The organism is Mariniflexile sp. (assembly GCF_052728615.1).
In genome coordinates this window covers 1-21,087 of the sequence record NZ_JBFVFE010000035.1, presented here as the reverse complement: position 1 = coordinate 21,087, position 21,087 = coordinate 1, and the positions used below count along the sequence as shown (strand labels likewise).

Below are 21,087 nucleotides of genomic sequence, written 5' to 3'. Positions count from 1 at the left end.
TTTGACCGACAGGGAACTTATAGTGGGGCTAACGGCCCGTTTGGACGTGCTCGAGAAAGAGAACGGGGCGTTTCGGCTACGGATCTCAGAGCTTGAGGAGCGCCTTGCCGGGTACGAGAACCCGAAGAACAGCCGCAATAGTTCAGTCCCGCCCTCCAAAGATGAAAACAGGCCTTTAAAAAACCAGAGCCTGCGCACCAGATCCGGCAAAAAAGCTGGTGGGCAGCCAGGGCACGAAGGCACTACGCTAAAAATGGCCGGGAGCCCAGACCAGATCATCGACCATAAGCCTGGTTTTTGTAATTGTTGCGGAAACGACCTATCCGACAGGCCAGAGGAGTTCCTGTTAAAAAGACAGGTGGTCGATATTCCGGTCATTTACCCAAAATATACAGAGCACCGAATTTTCAGTAAAACGTGTTCTTGCGGGCACCGGAACAAGTCCGTTTTTCCGGAAAACATAAGAACGGCGATAAGCTATGGCGCCAATGTCCAAGCTACGATCGCCTATATGCATACGCGCCAATACCTGCCTTTCGAGAGAATGGGCGAATTTTTCAAAGATGTTTGCAACCTGCCCATTTCACAAGGTACAATTTGCAATCTCTTGAACGGCTTTGCTTTAAAATCACGGCCTGCCTATGATCTGATCGCTGAAAAAGTATCGAACGGAAAAGTTGTCGGCGCGGATGAAACGGGCATTAAGGTAAACGGCAAAAAAGGTTGGTTCTGGACCTGGCAAGGCAAGTCAGTTACCTATGTGGTGTTTTCAAAAAACAGGGGCACGGCCACTATCGGCACTAACTTTCCCCAAGGTTTCCAGGATGCGGTCCTGGTCCATGATTGTTGGGCAAGCCATTTCCAGTCCCAATGCAGAACGCACCAACTGTGCATTGCACATTTATTGAGAGAACTCATATTCCTTGAACAGCGCTTTGAATCCAATTGGGCCACGAACTTCAAAAGGGTACTGTATCAAGCCCTTGAACTCAAGAAAAACCTGGACCAAGAACACTATAAAAACCCAATATTAGAAAGAGACAAAATAAAAACCGCTTTGGAAGATCTGTTGGAAAGCCCACTTCCTGAGAACCAAAAGAAACTGCGCGCGTTCCATAAACGAATGATAAAGCACAAAGCATATATTCTTGCCTTTCTCCATCATTTCCATGTGCCCCCTGACAATAATGCTTCGGAAAGAGCCATTAGAAATGTGAAAGTGAAACAAAAAGTATCGGGCCAGTTCAAAACTGAAAATGGCGCCCAGATCTATGCGGTCATCCGTTCGGTAACAGACACCTGCATTAAAAATGGGCAAAACGTATTGGACGCTTTTAAAACTATTGCTATATTAAAGGCTGAATAGTTACTTTTTTGTTTAATTTTAAAGTTAATATATCGTAAATATTCTTCTGAAACGATAGGAATTGGAAATCCAAATTTAGATTCAATCATAGTTAATCTAGCCTTTCCACTTAATTTTGTACCATCTTTCAAAAAAATTTCTGAAGAACACCAATCTTTATACTGTGAATGAGCCAATATTGATATAAAAACCAAAATAGCTGTAAAAATATAATTCTTCATTTTATCAACTTTATTTCATTAATAGACATCATGAGATTCCCGTCTTGACGGGAATAACAAAAGGCTATCAAAAATCAAACTTATAAGTGGCACCCGCCAAAAATTGCGCACTTTGTACGGGAACATTTTGCCAACGTTGATAGGCTTTATTAGCGATGTTATTCGCTTTTGCAAACACTGAAAGTTGGTCGTTTACATGATAGCCTACATGCGCATTGGCATCAAAATAACTATCTAAAGTTACTGGCGTAAAAGTTGTGGGTATGAATGATCCCTCAAATTCTAAAATATCTTTACGCTCGCCCACATAAAACAAATTAGCACCTGCAAACCACTGTTTACTTATCTGATAATCTAAAAACAAGGAGCCTTTAAAATCGGGCAAATTCCAAGCTTCCGCCTCATCATCGGTTGTATAACTAAAGGTTTCTCCTCTTAAAGCCAGTTTAAAGTTTCTATTAACATCAACATTGATTTCGCCCGAAACACCTATGGTTTTTACGTTATCATACACCATTCCAAAAGAGTTTCCATAATCATAATCTGTTTGAGGCGATAAATTTTTAATCACATTGGTTTTAAATAACGCTTTGCTTCTATCGGCTATATAACGTCCACTCACATTGTAACTAACATTACTGGTCACTTTTCCTTTTAAACCCACATAGGCATTATATAATTGATCGGTTGGTGACACCTCCAATGTTGGAGACACAAACGGGTTTTCATTGGCAAAACCATAGTAGGTGTTCTGGATTAAATTACCTTGGATACCGCCATAAGCAATCAGTACATCGTTTACCAATCTGTAGGTTGCCTTTACATTGGGGTATAAATATATTTTGCTTTTCGTAGCGATATTATCTCTTAAATAAAACAACGAAACTCCCAAATTCAAGGTCAAATCATCTTGTTTTAGTTGATAGGTTGGCGAAATCCCTAATTGGAAATTCCCGTATTTCAATTCATCACTGGTATTATAACCTCTATCAAAACTTCCACTTATATAGTCTATTACCACATCAGTTGAAATCTCCATATCGTTAATGGGCACATCCACTTTTGCTTTTAATACAAAATTGTTTTCCCCCGATCCTTGGTTGTCGCCAAAACGCCTAAAAAACAAACTTCCAGAATTAATGTAAGTGTCCTCGAAAGAAATATCGCCCCCTACGTGCGCTCCAAAAAACGAATGGTCTACCCTAATACCATTAGTTTGCGCCGCTATAATTTGGGATTCTGGCACGCCGTACCAATTGTAATTTTGAAGTTGGAATCCGCCCTCCACATTCCACGACATATCCCTTAAACGCGATGCATAATTGACATTCATTTTTGAATTTAAAAAATTATCATCAAAAGAAACCCCTTCAATACCGCCTTCCGAAGAATGGTAATTTACGTAACCACCTACACTTTCGGTACGGCTAATGGCATGGTTTAAATACAACTCGCCCAAAATAGTGGTATAGGTACCTACCCCAAGGGTTGCGTAATTATCGTATAATTTAACAGGTTTTACTTTATCAACAGTTGCTGCCTTTCCTTTAGCAGGCGTAAATGTGGAAGCTACCGGAAATGAAAAAACAGTGTATTTGATCTCTTTTTTAGCTTGGGTGGTTTCATCATCCAATGAGGGCGTTTCCTTTACCTTAAACGCATCCGATATGGTTGGCGTATAAGGTTTTACTACGTCAATAACCCCTGTATTGATGGTGTCGTTTGATTTTTTTTGGGAAAAAACCAGAGATACACTTAATGTAAAAACTGCCAATAATATATTTTTTATGTGCTTGCGCATATTCTTGATTTACGATTTATGAATTACGATTTTTAATTTTATTATGTAGGTCTCGACTGCTCCCGATAACTATCGGGACGACCGGACAAACTAATGATTAACGAATTACGATTAACGATTAACGATTAACGATTAACGATTAACGAATTACGATTAACGATTAACGAATTACGATTAACGATTAACGAATTTTGAATTTTACCACTCTCACCTTTTAACTTTTAATATCTAACCTTTAACTTTTAACTTTAATTTCCTGCTTGAATGGACGAATTGGTTTTGGCTTCATTCGCTTTAATTTTACTTAATTCTGATTTTGCTTCAGTAACCACCTCATCAAATTCCGTAAAATTTTTAATCACGCTTTCTAAAATATAGGTAGCCTGAAACGCATCATTTAAGGCATAAAAATTCTTCGCCATAATCACCAAGCCTTTGGCACTGTAATATTTATAACCGGAAAAATCCTTGGCTAATTTTTGAACCGTTGTGTTGGAAGCCTCATATTTAGCGTCTTTATTTTTAAAGTATGCGTTGTAGTACAACGCTTCGGCAGCGGTTTCACCCGTAGCCACGGGTTCAACTTTGGCATAAGCCTCTTTTGCTTTATTTTCGTCGCCGGTTTTCATGGCAGAACGTGCAATTATAATATGCGCATCGGCTTTAATTTTATTATCGATTTTTGAATTGGTCAGCACTTTTTCGGCATAAGTAACCGCCTTATTATAACTTTGCAATTGGTAATTCGCCTTCATTAAATTTGATTGTGCAAACACCACATTTTGTGGAAAATTAGCTTCTTCTTCCAAGCGTTCCAATAACGGAATGGCTTTGTTCCAGCTTTTGCTTTCTAAAAAATATTGCGATAAACGCGACAAAGCTTCTTCGGTATATTCACTTCTTGAAGCCTCTACAATATATTTGTAATGAGGTGCCGCATTTTCCATCAACCCTTTTTTATAATATAATTGCCCCACGTAAAAATGGGCTTGTAGGGCATGCAAACCTTTTGGAAACTGATTCAAATACCCATTAAATTGTGTGATGGCCTTATCGGTATTGTTATCTAAATACTGTTTTTCGGCAGCTTCGTAGGTGGCGTTATCCAAATCGGCATCCGTCACTTCCACATAATTTAAGGTTTTTACCCAACTGGCATATTCATTCACACGTCCTAAATCAATATAAATTAAACGTGCTGTTGCCACCGATTGAATCGCTTCGGGCGTTCCAGGATATTCGCTTGCCACTTGTTTGAATTTACCTAAAGCTTGCTCATTCTTGCTTCCGTTATAATAAACCAAGCCTTGTCTTAACAACGCTTTTGGTACAAACGAGCTCATTTTATATTCTGAACTTAGACGGTTGTAAACCTGCATCGCTTTGTCGGTTTCATTGGTTTTTACATACGTATTCCCCAATTCATACATGGCGTCATCACGAAGTTTCGATTTTGGATATTGAGAAATAAACTGCTCCAATTCTTTTATCTTTTTTGAATCCTGCCCAACATAACCGGCACTTATCGCTTTTTGAAAAAAGGCATAATCGGAATCGATAGCACTTAATTTAATAGCATTTTCATAAGCGTTTATGGCATTTTTATAATCACTCGATACAAAATAGGCGTCCCCTAAACGCAGGTACGCATCATTCAAACGCACTTTGTCTTCTTTCTTACCTGATGAAATAAATTGGTTGAAATATTGTGCCGTTTGCGAATAATTTTTCAGCTTAAAATAGGTGTAAGCCAAGTTATAATCTATGTTTTTATATTCGGGTGTTGAAGATGCTCCAGATTGTTGACTGAATTGTTTGAAACCAATAAGCGCATCATCATAATTGCCTAAATTATAATCGGTTTCTGCTTTCCAAAAGGTTGCCCGTGCCGTAAAATTAGCATCGCGCGGTTCTTTTAACGACGCATCAAAAAGTTTTTTAGCTTCTAAAAAATTACTTTCATTATACAATTCCAAAGCTCTATAAAATGCTACTTTTTGGTATGCCACCTTGTTCTCAAAGCTCTTTTTACCATCCAATAATCTCAATGCTTCCTTGTAGTTTTTAGATGTAATGTAAGAATCGATTAAAAGGGTTTCAATTTCTTCTTTAGAGGTTGTTTTAGGATATTTATCCAAATAAGCGGCTAAAACCTGAGGTGCAGATTGGTACGGATTGCCAATTTCGTAACTTATTTTCGCATAGTTCAACCAAGCATCTTCTTGGATTTTTAAGTCGAAATCCATTTCCGAAGCATTTTTAAAGGCATTTAAAGCTTCCTGTTTTTTATTTAATTTGATATAACTTTCGCCCAAATGGTAATAGGCGTTTTGAGCAATGGAATTAGTGCCTCCAATAATTTTATTGAATTCTGAAATGGCTTTTTCATAATCACCTTGTTTATAATATGCATACCCTAATTGATAAAAATCGGTATTGTTCCACTTACGGTCCTTACCTTTATACGCTTGCAAATACGGAATCGCTTCGGCATATTGTTTCAAATTAAAATAACTTTCTCCTATTATTTTTGAAAGTTCCGATACTTCATTAGCATCGCTACTTTTCAATTTCGCTTTGGCAAGTTGAATGGCTTTTTCGAAATTTCCCAATTTGAAATTCAAATCAGCTTGATAGTAAGACAGCTTTTCCTTATACTTTTCCTGGTTGCTTACTTGCTCAAAATACTTGTTGGCACTTTCATAATCATCGCCTTCATACGCCATAAAACCTATATAATATTTAGCTTGTGAACCGTATTCTTTTGAATTTTCCACACGCGACAAATACTGTTTGGCTTCTTTAAATTGTTTGCTTGAAAATGCTGAGTAGCCATTGTTGAAATAGAACTTTTCCTTTTCGGCTCTCCCTAAAGCACTTTCATCCACTTTATCATACCATTTTCGGGCATAGGCATATTTTCCGTTTTCAAAATAATAATCGGCAACATCCACATACGCTGTATTTTTTTTGGTGCTTGTTGGATATTCCTTCACAAAATTTTCAATGAGTTGATCGGCATTTTGCTGATTTAAACGCACCGCGCTATTGGCTATATAATAGTCGCAATCGGACATTAAAACCTCTTCATTCGTCGTTTTTTTAACATTCCGGAATAAGGATTGTGCCGCTAAATATTGCTGATTGTTGTAAAGCGTCAACGCTTTTTGATATTCTACTAAATTGCTGGTGTAAATGGCAGATTGTTGTGCCCATATTTGAAAACCAAAACTTATTGCCACCAAAAGGGAAACACTGTTTTTTATGCTCATTAATGATTCGTTTTTAATTTAAAAATCAAAGATAATCCAATACAAAACTTATAACGCAACAATTGCACGATAATTATAAACGAAGTTATTAAAAGTTGGAAAAGACGGAAAGAGTCGCAGTTTTCAGTCGCAGTCGCAACTATCATATTAGTTGCATGATCTTTGCGTCTTTGAAACTTTTAACTTTTAACTTTCAACTTTCAACTTTTAAATAATACATTTACAACGTTTAAAAAATAAGTAAACCCAATTATGTCAAATCCTATTTTGCAATTAAAAGATGTCTCTATTTACCAAGGAGATAGTCTGGTGCTTTCAAACGTTAATGTTGAAATAAACAAAGGCGATTTTGTGTATTTGATTGGGAAAACCGGTACCGGAAAAAGTAGTTTTATGAAAACACTTTACGGCGATTTACCTTTAACGGAAGGCGAAGGACATATTGTTGAATTCGATTTAAAAACCCTAAAAGAAAACGACATCCCTTTTTTAAGACGGAAATTAGGTGTTGTTTTTCAGGATTTTAAATTATTATCGGATAGTACCATCAATGAAAATTTACTGTTTGTTTTAAGGGCTACCGGTTGGAAGGATAAAAACGAAATGAATGCCCGTGTTGAAGAAGTTTTAAGTAAAGTAGATGTAAAAACCAAAGGCTTTAAATACCCACACGAACTTTCGGGTGGCGAGCAACAACGGGTTGCCATTGCACGAGCCTTACTCAACAATCCGGAACTCATTCTTGCCGATGAACCTACGGGTAATTTAGATCCACAAACCAGTATTGAGGTTATGGAAGTTTTACAGGAAATAAATAAAAACGGAAATACCATTTTAATGGCCACCCACGATTATGCGCTGTTGCTAAAATATCCCAGTAAAACCTTGAAATGCGAAGACAATCAGGTTTTTGAGGTGGTGCAGCGGAAAGGTTAATATGTACAGTTTTATTAAAAATAGTATTAAAGCCTTCATCCCTAAACAATTTCTATTTAAAAACGAATTGTTTTTTCGCGCATTATATGGTATGTTATTTTTAGGAAACACCCATCAATGTAATGTTTGTGATAAAAAATTAAGGTCTTTTATTAAATTAAAAAACAAAGACCTCATGTGCCCTTTTTGCGGCAGCTTATCTAGAAACAGAAGACTTTGGTACTTATTGAACAACAATGGAAACCTAAAAGGCAAACTGCTCCATTTTTCGCCTTCCAGAAGCCTTTATAGAAATTTAAAAAAAGAAAAATCTGTTGATTATTTCAGTACGGATTTTGAAAATGAATTTTTAGCGGATTATAAATTCGATATTACCAATACAAATCAAGAGCCCGAAAAGTTTGATACTATTGTTTGTTATCATATATTGGAACACATCATTGATGACCAAAAAGCGATGGCAGAACTTTATAGGGTATTAAAACCTAACGGCATTATTTACATCCAAACACCTTTTAAAGAAGGTGCCATTTATGAGGATTATTCGATAGTTTCCCCTGAGGAAAGGCTTCTTCATTTTGGACAAAATGACCATGTTAGAATTTATTCTGTTGAAGGATTAAAAAACAGATTGGAGCATAATGCATTTAAAATATTGGTTAAATCATTTAATGAAGAAAAAGAAGATTTTTACTTTGGCTTTCAATCGCCTGAAACTGTTTTAATGGCCACCAAACAATGATTTCAATTTTAATTCCAACATATAATTACAATGTATATCCTCTTGCCCAACAACTTGAAAAACAAGCGTTAGAGGAAAAACTGGATTTTGAAATAATTTGTATTGATGATGGTTCCCATTCCATATTAAACAAAGAGAACGAAAAAATCAACTCGCTTGCAAATTCTAAATTTTTCACACTTAAAAAAAACGTTGGATTAAGCAATAACAGAAACGCTTTAGCAAATGCTTCCAAATTTGAATATCTTTTATTTATTGACGGCGATTCGTTACTGATACATGATGATTTTATAAAAAGTTATGTAAGTAACATCGATAAAAACACCGACGTTATTTATGGTGGAAGAACACACCCGGAAAATGTAGAAAACAGCAGAAAATTACGTTGGAAATACGGCATATACCGCGAAGACCTTAATGCTTCCCAACGGAATAAAAACAAATATAAAATGATACTTTTTAATAATACTTTAATAAAAAAAAGTGTGTTTGAAAAAATTGGTTTTGAAAAAAGAATCATTCAATACGGGCATGAAGATACTGTTTTTGCTTATAATTTATATAAAATACAGGCTAATATTACACATTTAGAAAATCCAGTTTTGCATGGGGATGTAGATTTAAATCCTGTTTACTTCGATAAAACAAAAAAAGGGTTAGAGAACCTAAATTTTATTTACTCTAAAGGTTTAATAGAGCATGATTTTGTAACTTTTTTAAAAATTTTCAATAAATTAAAGAGGTTTAAATTAAATTACCTGTTTGCATTTGTGCACAAAATTTTCTACTCTGCCTTTAAATTTAATTTGACCTCTAAACACCCTTCCATTTTTTTGTTTGATTTGTTTAGATTAAGTTACTTTTGCCATATCAACTTGAAGAAATAATGGCGTTTTTCTCTGTAATTATTCCTCTGTACAATAAAGAATATTTTATTAAAGACACTTTAAAGAGTGCTATAAATCAAACCTTTACCGATTTTGAAATCATTATAATTAATGATGGAAGCACTGATGACAGTTATAACATTGTAAATTCTTTTAATGATGATAGAATCTGTATTATAAATCAAGAAAATAGAGGCTTATGCGCTTCTAGAAATACTGGGATTAAAAATGCTAAAGGTAAATTTATTGCCTTTTTAGATGCAGATGATCTATGGATGGAAGATTTTTTAGAAACAATATATCATTTAATCAATATCCATAAAGAATATGATGTATTTGCTACAAATGTTAAGTTATTGCCCCCAAATAAAACCCCTATTTTAATTGTTGAAGCATTTGACACTAAACTTAAAACGGTTATAACCAATTATTTCGAACTTTGCAAAAACATTTTAGGCCCTAGCTCGTTGGTTTTAAACAAATCGGTTTTTGAAACTGTTGGATACTTTGACGAAAGTATAAATTATGGCGAAGAGGACGATTTTTACATTCGCTGCTTTAGTGTTTATAGCTTGCTATATTACAAGGGTTTTAAAACCTACTATCGCACAGGGCTACAAAACCAATTAACAGCTCCAAATAAAAATTTTGTCCGTAAGATTCCGGATTATGAACGGTATTTAAAAAATAGCGACCATCCCGATTTAAAAAAGTTCATTGATTTTGTTCATTATAGGCTCGTAGTTTTATTCAAAATGGAAAAAAATTACAAATTGGTTACATTTTACAAGCAGAAAATTGATGCTAGCAATCTAACAAACGTTCAAAAAATAAAATACTATCTGCCTACCGATTTGTTCTATATTATTAAACGAGCTTACATTTGGTTTTCTAAAAGGGTTATCCATTCTTGAAAAGAAATAGGACAAAAAAGATTAATTAAAAGTTCACAATTAATTAAGCATAATCAACTTTCTAAAATAAGTTTCCACTTTTCTTTAATACTTTGTTTAGTGAATTTTTGTATACTGGCGATAGCATTGCCACTGTAAAGACTTAATAAACCTTCTTCCAAAGCCATTTTTTTTAAGGCATTTGATAATACTTTTACATTATACGTTTCCAATAATATGCCATTAACATTATTTTCAATGATTTCTGAAGGTCCAGTTTCACAATTAATGGCTAAAACAGGTGTCCCACATGCCAGAGACTCAATCAAAACTAAAGGAAAACCTTCGAAACGACTTGTTAATACTGTAAACATGGCATTCTTCATGTAAACAAATGGATTTTTTGTAAATGGCTCGTATACTATGTATTCAGTGATTTTAAAATCTTTCGCCAATTCTTCATATTCTTGCTTATGTTCACCTTCACCCAAAAGCACTAATTTAATCCCTTTTAAATATAGTTTAGACTTATTGTAAGCTTTGATAAGTAGTTTAATATTTTTACTAGCTTCATCAAACCTTCCACAAAATAAAATATATCGATAAGGTAAATTAAATTCCTGATTTGCTTTAAAACTTATTGATTCAATATCTACAGTGTTTTGTATACATGCTAATTTATTTTCATCAAAATACTGCTTCAAAAAAATCAATATCCCATCGCTAACTGTTATAATTTTAAAAGCATCTTTTAATAACCAATTGTTTTGACAGCCATTTTTTAACATTTCTTGCTTAAATGAAGCCGAATGAATTACGTATATTATTTTAAAATTTCGATAGACAAATTTAGATACTCCAATCTCGTGCAATACGCCATTGTTTCTGCCCCTATTATCAATAATAAAATTAAACTTATTATCTCTTAAATATTTTCTAAATAAAAGTATACGCTCAATTTTATCAATTATAGAATCGCTTTTTTCTTTTAGTTTCCCTAAATTAAAAACTGTTCCTTTATACTCGAAAGTAATAATATTTGACATTAAAATAACATGTACTTCGTGTCCTAATTCTGTTAGCATTATTGATTGCATTGCAGCGACGCGTTCTGCGCCTCCTTGACCTAAAGATGTTGCTACTATACAAATTTTCATGAAACTCTAATTGGTAGTTTTACTTTTTTTTAAGCTATCGTAATCTCTATTATTCAACAGTATTCTTTTCCTTTTTTTAAATGATTTATTAAAGATGCTTCGCTCAACATCTACATATTTACTTGTTATACCACATAAATCTGCAATACTATGAAATAAATCATCTAACATGTAAGGCCTATTTAAGTCAATATCATTTTTTTTACTTTGTTTATATTTTTCAGATTGCCATAAAATATAAGGAATTTCATACATTGGTAAGGTTCCAACATCATCATTATGTCCCACAAATTTTTTTGTGTTGAAAACCTCTTCTCCATGATCTGAAAAATATAAGACAAAGCTTTCTTTTTGTTCCTTTTGAATTTTGTTTATAATGGTATTAACAACAAAATCATTGTATAGTATGGCATTATCATACTCATTGACTATGTCATAATCACTCTCTTTCTTTATTAACGAATTATCTATTTTATTTCTAAAAATATTATAAGCATCTGGATATCTGTTTTTGTAATAAATATGCGACCCTTGTAAGTGTATAAATAAAAATTTATTGGTTTCATTAGTCTTAAGAACTTCATCAATCTTATCGAAAACCACATCGTCATAAGATCTTGTGTCTTCAGAACTTTCTGTAGATAAGTAAAATTTATTTTTACACGTAAAGGCTACTTTGGTAATATCTGTTTCTGCCCAACCAACTGGTTGTTGATTAGAAATCCAATAGGTTTCAAAGTTAACAGCATTTAAAAGTTGTACTAAAGAACCTTTTTCTTTTGTAGACCCCTCATAGTTTTCTAAACTAAGAGCCTTGGTTATTGAAGCCGTGGTTCCTGCATGAGCACTTATTACGTTGTTAAAAACACTTAGGTCATTTCGATTTGACAGCAGTGGGGATGTATTTCTTTGATAGCCATACAACGACATATTATTTCTGGTTGTAGATTCTCCTATAACAACCACATATAATTTTGAATTTGTATCTTCTGCCATTTTAGCACCTTCAAAAATTCCTTTTTTGCTTTTATAAGGATCACTTTCCAATACTTTCGATTCAAAATACACTACGTAAAAAGATTTTAAAACTAGGTAAGGTAAATTTTGAAATCTTAAAGGAGTTACTCTTATTAAAATTAAAATCAATATAAAACCAAATATTAACTTCAAACTTCCAAAACGTGTTTTGCTTATGTATTTTAGTGCTATGTTTCTGTTACTAACAACCACTACAAATAGCATAGTCAATAAAGCAGCGTAGAGAATTAAATATATATCCAAATAAAAAGAAACAAATTCTTCGGCTTCCCCATTATTCGACTCAAAAAAAATATAGATGGCTGAAGGTGATAAGTTCACCTTAAAAATATAATAATATGATGTTTCAATGAAAACAGAAATATTGAAAAAGAGAAATGAACTTAAAAAGTAAAGCCTACTCATTTTTTTGCTATTGATAAAGCAAAGGGGGATTATTAAAATAATAGCAAAAAAAATATTTTCAATAAGGTTTAAAAATCTTTGTATTTGAAATCCCTCAAAAAATAAATCTACTAAGAATGAAAGGATAATAACAATAAAAAACAATAGCTCTACACTAAATTCCTTTTTATTTTTACTAAACCACATTTTTTTTGAATAACTCATTTCTAAAAATAAAAAACACTAGAAGGGTATAAAACAAATAGCTAAAGGCATGAGCCTTGACTGCACCTAAAACACCCATATAATTTATCAAATAAATACTTGTAAAATAAATAAAAATCATATATGAAATTTCACATATTAAATACAAACGAATCATTTTTTTAGCCAAAAACTGATATGCAATTGTAAATGAAACAATTTTAAAAAAATCTCCTATTAACTGCCATCCAAAGAGTTCTTGCATACCTAGGAAATCATCCGTAAAAATTAATTTAATAATAAAAATTTTAAAAAAATATATTACTATAAAACCTAGTAATACAAGCGGCAAAATATTTTTGTAAAAATTAAAAATAATACTTTTAAATTTAGTGCTTTTAGTATCTTCAGATAATACCGGTAGCAAATATATATCAAATAAAGTATAGATAAAAAGCATGTAATAATTTGAGATTTTCCTTGTACCTTCCCAATAGCCTGCTTCATTTGCTCCAACATTATTTATAATATAACTTCTAATAAGCAAATAAATAATTGGAATCATTATACCTGAAAACAAAGTCATTGAAAAAAAAGATGCCAGTTTTTTTATAACTTCTTTAGAAACACAGGAGAGTTTAATATTAAAAACAATAAATTTTAAAATATTAAACTGATAAAAAAGAGAAGTAAATAATAAAAATGGTGTAATAGCTATTGCTAAAAGAGCTCCATTTAATTGTTTCGCATAAATAAATACAACCATTAAAAGCGTTATTAAAATATAACCCACAACATTAATACGTACTAATTCTTTGAATTTTTTCAAACCATTTATTATTGAAATAAAAAAAATATGGATTGAATAAAATGGCATCATTAATCCTGAAATCCTGAATAAAAAAGAAAACTCTACTTTATTGAAAACTAAAGCACTCAAGCTATTTGAAAATACAAAAAGTAAAGAAGATGCCAAAACAGCAATAGAAATAGAAAAAAAAAAGGATGAAGATATAACACGTTTAAATTGAAGATCCTTACTTTTTGATTCTGCTACATATTTTATTGTACCGTTTTTAATGCCTAAAGACGATAGGCTTTCTAAAGATTGTGTGAAATTAGACAAATTACCAGAGATAGCAATACCTGAAGGGCCAATAAAAATAGCCATTGTTTTTGATACAATAAATCCAGAAACAAGCTTAACAAAGACACTTAAAATATTAAAAGAAGCAACTTTAATTAAAAAGCTATTTTTATAAACTTGTTTTATTCTATGTAACATTTAAATTTTAAGTATTTTAAAGCAGAGTGAATTATGTTTTATCACAATCAACCCTAAACAGAGAACTACCAAATATAAGCAATATAATACCAAAATACATCATATAGCTCACAAAATGAGCAATAACGGCCCCTTTTACGTTATCGAGCAAATCGATGAAATAGATACTGGTGGTGTATAAAATGACAACCAAAAATGCCTCGGTTAAAATATAGTGCCAAAACATTTTTTTTGCCAAAAACTGATAGGCGATCACCATGGACAATACTTTAACAAAATCGCCCAACAACTGCCATAAAAACAAGTCTTCAACAGGTTTAAAATCATCCGAAAAAATAATGGTTACAATAAATGGTTTCAATAAATATATGAGCACCAAGCCCGTTAATAAAAATGGTAAAATCGTTTTATAAAAACTAAAAACTTCCTTCCTGAATTCCTTAACATCATCAATCCCAGAAAACCTTGGCAATATATATAGAGCCATTATCGAACTGATCAACATTAAATAATATTTAGATATCCTGGTCATGGCTTCCCAAAACCCAGCATCTTTATACCCTACATTTTCTATAATATGGGACCTGATGGCAATAGCAACAAGCGGCAATGCCACAGCTGTGAAAAGTGCCATTAAGGAATAAGGGGCCATCTTTTTCAAGAAACCAAAACTGATGCTATTTACTTTAATAAGCGGCACTAAACTGCGCCTATTGATGATACCTACCAGGGTTATTAAACATATAAGCGACTCTGCAATAACCACCGATATTAAAGCGCCTTCCAACTTATTCTGATAGATTAAAAGCAAGGTAATGGAAACACTTAATATTTGCCCAATGATATTGATAATAATAAGTATCTTATACTTGGAAAAGCCGTTCATTATTGAAAATGAAAACATGTTTAAACCATAAAAAGGAAGGACAATGGCAAAAATTTTAATGATGTACGCATAATTATTATAAACCGGGAAAATAATATCGTTTATTGCCTGTGCATTAAAATAACAGAAAAATGACACTAAAATGGTCGAAGTAAACCCCACGTAAAACAGCGTAGATATTGTTTTGCTCAACTCTACAACATCGTCCTTAAAGTCTGAAATATACTTTACCGCACCATTGTAGAAACCAAGAATGGCGATGGCTTGAAAGGAGCTAACAAAATTGCGTAAGTTACCGATTAATGCCAATCCTGCTGGCCCAATAAAAATGGCAATGGCCTTAGAGGTTAATATACCAGCAATAATTCTTGTTATTACTGAAGCGCCTTGCAATGGCGTTACTTTCACTAAAACATGGGTATTTATATAATCGATTAATTTTTTCAATTATTAAAAGTTTCTTGTTATTGATAAAGAAAAAGAGGGGTATAACTTTTACCGATCATCTTATTAACGCTGAATGAAATCGTTTATTCTAATTCCATTATCATAAGAAGCCAAATATACAAAAGAATTTTACGTTTCAATAAATATATAATTGTAAGAAATTATGTATTAAAAATTAAGCCCCAATGGATTGAAAATCTATACGTTTTGAAAAGCAATGAAATTGCAAAAAGTGTTATTGGGTTACCAAGTTACCTACCTGCCGGCAGGTTCGTTATTTGGTCGGAATACTTTAATAACCTTTATGGCTGAAATGTTTTTAGAAATTGAATCCGATACCTATCGGGAGCACTAAAGCGCAGCTTTTCAACTAACGAATGGCATCCATCAATGGAACATTTATTTTTTAAACAAGTAGTATTGATTAATTAAAAAAATGGCTGCGTTCGTTATAATGATTGGCATGGAAAATGGCTCTAGCAAAGTACCATAAAGCACAAATAGCAAACAACCAAAAGAGTTTACTATTCGTAATTTGGCAACGGATTTCATTAAAAAAGACGTTAAAACAGTTGCCATGGCGGCGTACCCAACCCATTCTGTAAATATTATTCCTGCAAATTCCATACTTAATTACTTTTTTATGTCGCCATTGATTTTCCAATGGAAAAACGTTAAAATAGCGTTAAATAGATAAAATACATATTTTACTATATTGGCAATATTCCCCTGAATGGCATTTTTAATAACCTGGGCCATATTGAACTCATTTAAACTTTTCCAATAGGCCAAAAAGTTTAAATGAGTTCTATGTTTTAAATACCTTTGTTTCTCTTTCTTTCCACTTCTGTTAAATGGATTTTACGTAAACGTAGGTGACGGGGCGTTACCTCAACATACTCATCTTTTTGGATGTACTCCAATGCCTCTTCCAACGAAAATTTAATAGCTGGAACAATTTTAGCTTTATCATCGGCTCCAGAAGAACGCACGTTACTTTGTTTTTTCATTTTCGTAATGTTTACAGCCATATCGTCTTGACGGGAATTTTCCCCAATTACCTGGCCTTCGTAAACACTTTCACCTGGTTCCACAAAAAACTTGCCTCTATCTTGTAATTTATCAATGGAATAAGGAATGGCAGTACCATATTCCATAGAAACCAAAGATCCTGAAATACGCCCTGGAATAGCACCTTTTACCGGTTGGTATTCTTTAAAACGGTGTGCCATAATGGCTTCTCCAGCAGTTGCAGTCAACAATTGGTTACGCAACCCAATAATACCACGGGAAGGAATCATGAATTCGCACACCATACGATCGCCTTTTGCTTCCATTGAAAGCATTTCGCCTTTACGCAAGGTTACAAACTCTACAGCTCTACCCGATACGTTTTCTGGAAGATCAATTCTCAACTCTTCTATCGGTTCGCATTTAACGCCATCAATTTCTTTAATGATAACTTGTGGCTGGCCAATTTGCATTTCATAACCTTCACGACGCATCGTTTCTATTAAAACCGATAAGTGCAATACACCACGGCCAAAGACCATGAATTTATCGGCACTACCCGTTTCGCCTAAACGAAGTGCTAAGTTTTTTTCCAATTCTTTTGCCAAACGATCTTTAATATGTCTGGACGTTACAAACTTTCCATCTTTTCCGAAGAAAGGCGAATCGTTGATTGTAAACAACATACTCATAGTTGGTTCATCAATCGCTATGGTTTTTAAACCTTGTGGATTTTCAAAATCGGCAACCGTATCACCAATTTCAAAACCTTCCAATCCAACAATGGCACAAATATCACCCGTTTGTACTTCATCTACTTTTTTACGCCCCAAACCTTCAAAAATATGGACTTCCTTGATTTTGGATTTTACAATGCTTCCGTCCCTTTTTACCAACGAAATATTTTGTCCCGTTTTTAAACCACCTCTGGTCAATCTACCAATAGCGATTCTACCTGTAAACGACGAGAAATCCAACGATGTAATCAACATTTGCGTAGTCCCTTCCTCAATTTTCGGCGCTGGTATATGTTCAATCACCATGTCCAATAAAGGCTCTATGTTATCGGTCTCATTTCTCCAATCATCACTCATCCAATTGTTCTTTGCCGACCCGTAAACGGTCGGGAAATCCAACTGCCACTCTTCAGCACCCAATTCAAACATCAAATCAAATACCTTTTCGTGTACCTCTTCCGGGGTACAGTTTTCCTTGTCCACCTTATTGATCACCACGCAAGGTTTCAACCCTAAATCGATCGCTTTTTGCAGCACAAAACGAGTCTGTGGCATCGGGCCTTCAAAAGCATCCACCAACAACAAAACACCATCAGCCATATTGAGTACACGTTCCACTTCGCCTCCAAAATCCGCATGGCCAGGGGTATCGATAATATTTATTTTAGTGTCTTTATATGTAACGGAAACGTTTTTAGAAGTAATGGTAATGCCTCTTTCACGCTCCAAATCGTTGTTGTCCAGAATCAAATCACCTGTATTTTCATTATCGCGAAATAAATGACAGTGATACATAATTTTATCAACCAATGTGGTTTTACCGTGGTCAACGTGTGCAATAATTGCAATGTTTTTAATATTAGCCATAATAGTGCCTTATTTTAAGCGTGCAAAGGTAATTATAAATAATGGATAAATTATACAATACTTTTTTTTTGGGCATTCCCCTTTGTGGCAATTAAATTTTTGCTTAAATATGAACGTAAGTCACTAAGCCACAAAGGGTCGCGCTATCCATTATAGCTTTTTTGCGCATAAGCGCGCACAAAAAAGGCTGCCATTTCTATCGCTAACGCAGCCATCAGCTAAAGTCCTTGCTTTCAATTTAAAAATGGTTTATTTATATCGGTCATTAATCTTATCTTTACTGCATTGAAATACCACTGGGCAGAAAGAAGCCCACGGGGTATTTATCCCGATAGCCATCGGTATGACAATTAAAAAACAATAAAAATAAACACATGAATCTTCAAGACATCCCCAAAATAAAGCACACCAACTCCAATAACTTTTTCTTGCTTTGTGGCCCTTGTGCCATTGAAGGTGAGGACATGGCATTACGAATTGCCGAAAAAGTGGTTGCCATCACCAACAAATTGGAAATTCCGTATGTGTTTAAAGGCAGTTTTAAAAAAGCGAACCGCAGCAGGGTGGATAGTTTTACGGGCATTGGCGATGAAAAAGCTTTAAAGATCCTTCAAAAAGTATCAGACACTTTTGATGTGCCAACGGTAACCGATATTCACGAGATATCCGATGCCTACCTAGCGGCCCAATATGTTGATGTGTTGCAAATCCCTGCATTTTTAGTGCGCCAAACCGATTTATTGGTGGCCGCTGCCGAAACCGGCAAAGTGGTAAACCTAAAAAAAGGACAGTTTATGAGTCCGGAATCCATGAAACACGCCGTACAAAAAGTGTACGATTCCGGCAATAAAAACGCTTGGATAACCGACCGTGGCACCATGTTTGGCTACCAAGATATGATTGTCGATTTTCGTGGCATCCCCACCATGCGCCAATATGCGCCCACGATATTAGACGTTACACATTCCTTACAGCAACCCAACCAAACCGCTGGCGTTACCGGTGGCAGACCCGATATGATTGAAACCATTGCCCGTGCTGGCATTGTGAATAATGTGGATGGTCTTTTTATAGAAACCCATTTCGATCCTGCCAATGCCAAAAGCGATGGCGCCAATATGTTGCATTTGGATAATTTGGAAAAATTATTGACGAATTTAGTAGCTATTAGAAAATTAGTGAATGGATTAAACTAAATAAACCAAGCTCTTTTACTTTTACTCAGGTAGTTAATAATACAGCGGTAATAATGGATTTTTTCGTCATTTTGTGATTTTAAATTTAGTTGGATTTTCTATATAATATGTAAAAGTGGAAATCAGCTGTTAATTCTGATGTCTGAATTGTTTTTTTGCTAAAGCGAAAAAATTCGCAATCAACTTTATTTTTTATATTACCTAAAATATTGAGGATATTTTGCTCCCAATTTGATGGAATCTTTTTAACTTGATATTGCGAGAGTAAATTCAAACTCCATTTATTTTCAAACTCAAATTGTTCTTGTCTATTCGTATCGCATATAATTAAAAGAAATGAATCAATTTCTCTTTTTTCGAGATGATAAGTCCTTTCAACAAAACTTTTATTTATTACATTCTCGTACTTTGAGAATTGATTACTATCATTTGGAAAGTTATATTTAATTTCCATTGTGAAGTCAACATTTCTATTTTTTGTAATTGAGAAATCAATTGATACCCTTTTCTTGGTTTCTTTATCTGTGTAGCGTGGATGTTCTGCAAATGCTCTTAAACCGTTTGTTTCGTTCTTGTTGAAAAATTCAGTCAGAATGTTTCTAATGTGAAATTCAAGTTTTTGATTTGGAAAATTTTGAAATTTTTTTTTAAGTTTTTTATTGAATTTTTTGGATTCAATAATCTTCTTTATGGTTTCTATGTACTGTTCGTTGTTCATGTTCAAATTGTTGGCAACGGTTTTGTGTATGAAAAGTTGCGGGTTTGCGTGCGAGGATTTTCCGCAGGAAAATCAGACGTAGCAAACGTGCAACTGCCTTTTGATTAAGCAAAAACCAGCAATTTTTTATACACGTTGTTGTGGCTAGTGTTTATTTTTCAATTCGCTAATTTCTTTTTTCAGTTCAGGAAGTTCTTTAATAATGATAGTCTAAATTACTTCGTCCGAAATACTGTCATATTCGTGTGCGATTCGATTTCTGGTGCCGATTATTTTTTGAGCATTTTTAATTTCAATATCGGTATTTTTATATTTTAAAATTCTGTTAATTGCTTCTCCTATTATTTCTATATTTCGTTCTACTGCTTTTTTTGTCTTTAGGTCTTTTTGATACACGAAGAAGTCCCGTTGTTTAGGTAAGAAGTCAAAAATTTCATCAATAGACCTTTCAACGTCTTCAAGCCAAGAGTTAATTCTATTGTCCATAAATCAGCACTTTGGTTTCATCAAGTTCGTTTCTGAAATATTGGTTTTTGATAGCTCTGTATTCAATAAGGTCAATTTGACGTTTTAGTAATTTTTCTAGTTTATCTTTCAACTCAAAGTATAAGTTAGTGTATTCAAATGGGTCATTTTCATTAAAGTCCACAACAAAATCGATATCTGATTCATCGTTGAAATCATCTCTGGTGACTGAACCAAAAGCAGAGAATGTCCGGACTTTGTATTGTTCGCAAAGCTTTTTAATTCGGTTTATATTTTTCTCGTTTATTTTCATATTATAAAAATAGTCAAATTTCTTATATGTTTGTTTGTATCTGCCGTTTTTCTGGCATTAGCCACAACGTTTATGTGTAAGGAACGTTGCGTGTTTGAGTGCGAGGATTTTCCGAAGGAAAATCAGATGCTAGCAAATTGTATCCGTAAACTTCCGCAAGGTTTTTTTTTCTTTTTTTTTAATGCCTTAAATCCGCAAGCGATTAATTTGCTATTTTAAACATTTATTTTATGTGGTAAAAGTAATCTTTTCGGATAATTT

18 protein-coding genes are annotated in these 21,087 nt (G+C 33.7%); 7 read left to right on the top strand and 11 right to left on the bottom strand.

The features are described from left to right. Position 1: 1 nt before the first annotated feature. Positions 2-1,366 carry an IS66 family transposase gene (gene tnpC / locus ACU1LP_RS13110; RefSeq protein WP_445733637.1) on the top strand — a complete coding sequence of 455 codons (1,365 nt, stop codon included), beginning with the start codon at positions 2-4 and terminating at the stop codon, positions 1,364-1,366. A 288-nt stretch (positions 1,367-1,654) separates the two neighbouring features. Here the strand turns inward: tnpC and ACU1LP_RS13105 are convergent, their stop codons facing one another. After that, positions 1,655-3,388 carry a TonB-dependent receptor gene (locus tag ACU1LP_RS13105; protein WP_445736467.1) on the bottom strand — a complete coding sequence of 578 codons (1,734 nt, stop codon included), beginning with the start codon at positions 3,386-3,388 and terminating at the stop codon, positions 1,655-1,657. Between the two features lie 248 nt (positions 3,389-3,636). Beyond that, the gene (locus tag ACU1LP_RS13100) at positions 3,637-6,660 is read right to left on the bottom strand and encodes a tetratricopeptide repeat protein (RefSeq protein ID WP_445736466.1); all 3,024 of its coding nucleotides are present in this window, start codon (positions 6,658-6,660) and stop codon (positions 3,637-3,639) included. Positions 6,661-6,912: 252 nt separating this feature from the next. On the opposite strand from ACU1LP_RS13100, the gene ACU1LP_RS13095 reads away from it, so the two are divergent. From ACU1LP_RS13095 to ACU1LP_RS13080, 4 genes are all read left to right on the top strand, one after another. Next, entirely contained in the window at positions 6,913-7,596 is a 684-nt protein-coding gene (locus ACU1LP_RS13095; RefSeq protein ID WP_445731610.1) for a cell division ATP-binding protein FtsE, read from the top strand. Positions 7,597-7,771: 175 nt separating this feature from the next. Beyond that, on the top strand, positions 7,772-8,338 hold the full coding sequence (locus tag ACU1LP_RS13090; RefSeq protein ID WP_445736465.1) for a methyltransferase domain-containing protein: 567 nt from the start codon (positions 7,772-7,774) through the stop codon (positions 8,336-8,338). Continuing rightward, complete coding sequence (locus ACU1LP_RS13085; RefSeq protein WP_445736464.1) at positions 8,335-9,225, top strand: glycosyltransferase family 2 protein; 891 nt, start codon at positions 8,335-8,337, stop codon at positions 9,223-9,225. Before ACU1LP_RS13090 ends, ACU1LP_RS13085 begins: the two co-directional genes overlap by 4 nt. Next, positions 9,201-10,139: a glycosyltransferase family A protein gene (locus tag ACU1LP_RS13080; protein ID WP_445736463.1), complete on the top strand. Its 939-nt coding sequence runs from the start codon at positions 9,201-9,203 to the stop codon at positions 10,137-10,139. The genes ACU1LP_RS13085 and ACU1LP_RS13080 overlap by 25 nt, the downstream gene beginning before the upstream one ends. Positions 10,140-10,192: 53 nt before the next feature. Here the strand turns inward: ACU1LP_RS13080 and ACU1LP_RS13075 are convergent, their stop codons facing one another. Genes ACU1LP_RS13075 through ACU1LP_RS13060 form a run of 4 tightly spaced genes read right to left on the bottom strand, consistent with a single transcriptional unit; the run spans position 10,193 to position 15,519 of the window. Continuing rightward, a complete protein-coding gene (locus ACU1LP_RS13075; RefSeq protein ID WP_445731606.1) occupies positions 10,193-11,275 on the bottom strand; it encodes a glycosyltransferase in 1,083 nt (360 codons plus the stop codon). Positions 11,276-11,281: 6 nt separating this feature from the next. Further along, positions 11,282-12,904: a phosphoethanolamine transferase gene (locus ACU1LP_RS13070; protein WP_445731605.1), complete on the bottom strand. Its 1,623-nt coding sequence runs from the start codon at positions 12,902-12,904 to the stop codon at positions 11,282-11,284. Further along, positions 12,894-14,186 carry an O-antigen translocase gene (locus ACU1LP_RS13065; protein ID WP_445731604.1) on the bottom strand — a complete coding sequence of 431 codons (1,293 nt, stop codon included), beginning with the start codon at positions 14,184-14,186 and terminating at the stop codon, positions 12,894-12,896. The genes ACU1LP_RS13070 and ACU1LP_RS13065 overlap by 11 nt, the downstream gene beginning before the upstream one ends. 31 nt (positions 14,187-14,217) lie before the next feature. Then, a complete protein-coding gene (locus tag ACU1LP_RS13060) occupies positions 14,218-15,519 on the bottom strand; it encodes an O-antigen translocase (protein WP_445736462.1) in 1,302 nt (433 codons plus the stop codon). Between the two features lie 217 nt (positions 15,520-15,736). Between ACU1LP_RS13060 and ACU1LP_RS13055 the strand changes: the two genes are divergently transcribed. Further along, on the top strand, positions 15,737-15,874 hold the full coding sequence (locus ACU1LP_RS13055) for a hypothetical protein (RefSeq protein WP_445731602.1): 138 nt from the start codon (positions 15,737-15,739) through the stop codon (positions 15,872-15,874). Between the two features lie 44 nt (positions 15,875-15,918). On the opposite strand, the gene ACU1LP_RS13050 is transcribed toward ACU1LP_RS13055, so the two are convergent. Together ACU1LP_RS13050 and typA are read right to left on the bottom strand one after the other, a co-directional pair. Then, entirely contained in the window at positions 15,919-16,146 is a 228-nt protein-coding gene (locus ACU1LP_RS13050) for a uroporphyrinogen decarboxylase (protein ID WP_445731601.1), read from the bottom strand. 188 nt (positions 16,147-16,334) lie between these two features. Further along, entirely contained in the window at positions 16,335-18,134 is a 1,800-nt protein-coding gene (typA, locus tag ACU1LP_RS13045) for a translational GTPase TypA (protein WP_445736461.1), read from the bottom strand. A gap of 374 nt (positions 18,135-18,508) precedes the next feature. On the opposite strand from typA, the gene kdsA reads away from it, so the two are divergent. Further along, positions 18,509-19,330, top strand: coding sequence for a 3-deoxy-8-phosphooctulonate synthase (kdsA, locus tag ACU1LP_RS13040; protein ID WP_445736460.1), 822 nt, complete (start codon positions 18,509-18,511; stop codon positions 19,328-19,330). A gap of 85 nt (positions 19,331-19,415) precedes the next feature. Here the strand turns inward: kdsA and ACU1LP_RS13035 are convergent, their stop codons facing one another. The 3 genes from ACU1LP_RS13035 to ACU1LP_RS13025 form a co-directional block, all read right to left on the bottom strand. Next, entirely contained in the window at positions 19,416-20,048 is a 633-nt protein-coding gene (locus ACU1LP_RS13035; RefSeq protein ID WP_445736459.1) for a hypothetical protein, read from the bottom strand. A 210-nt stretch (positions 20,049-20,258) separates the two neighbouring features. Continuing rightward, positions 20,259-20,534, bottom strand: coding sequence for a HepT-like ribonuclease domain-containing protein (locus ACU1LP_RS13030; RefSeq protein WP_445736458.1), 276 nt, complete (start codon positions 20,532-20,534; stop codon positions 20,259-20,261). Further along, entirely contained in the window at positions 20,524-20,826 is a 303-nt protein-coding gene (locus ACU1LP_RS13025; protein ID WP_445736457.1) for a nucleotidyltransferase family protein, read from the bottom strand. Before ACU1LP_RS13025 ends, ACU1LP_RS13030 begins: the two co-directional genes overlap by 11 nt. Positions 20,827-21,087: the final 261 nt, after the last annotated feature.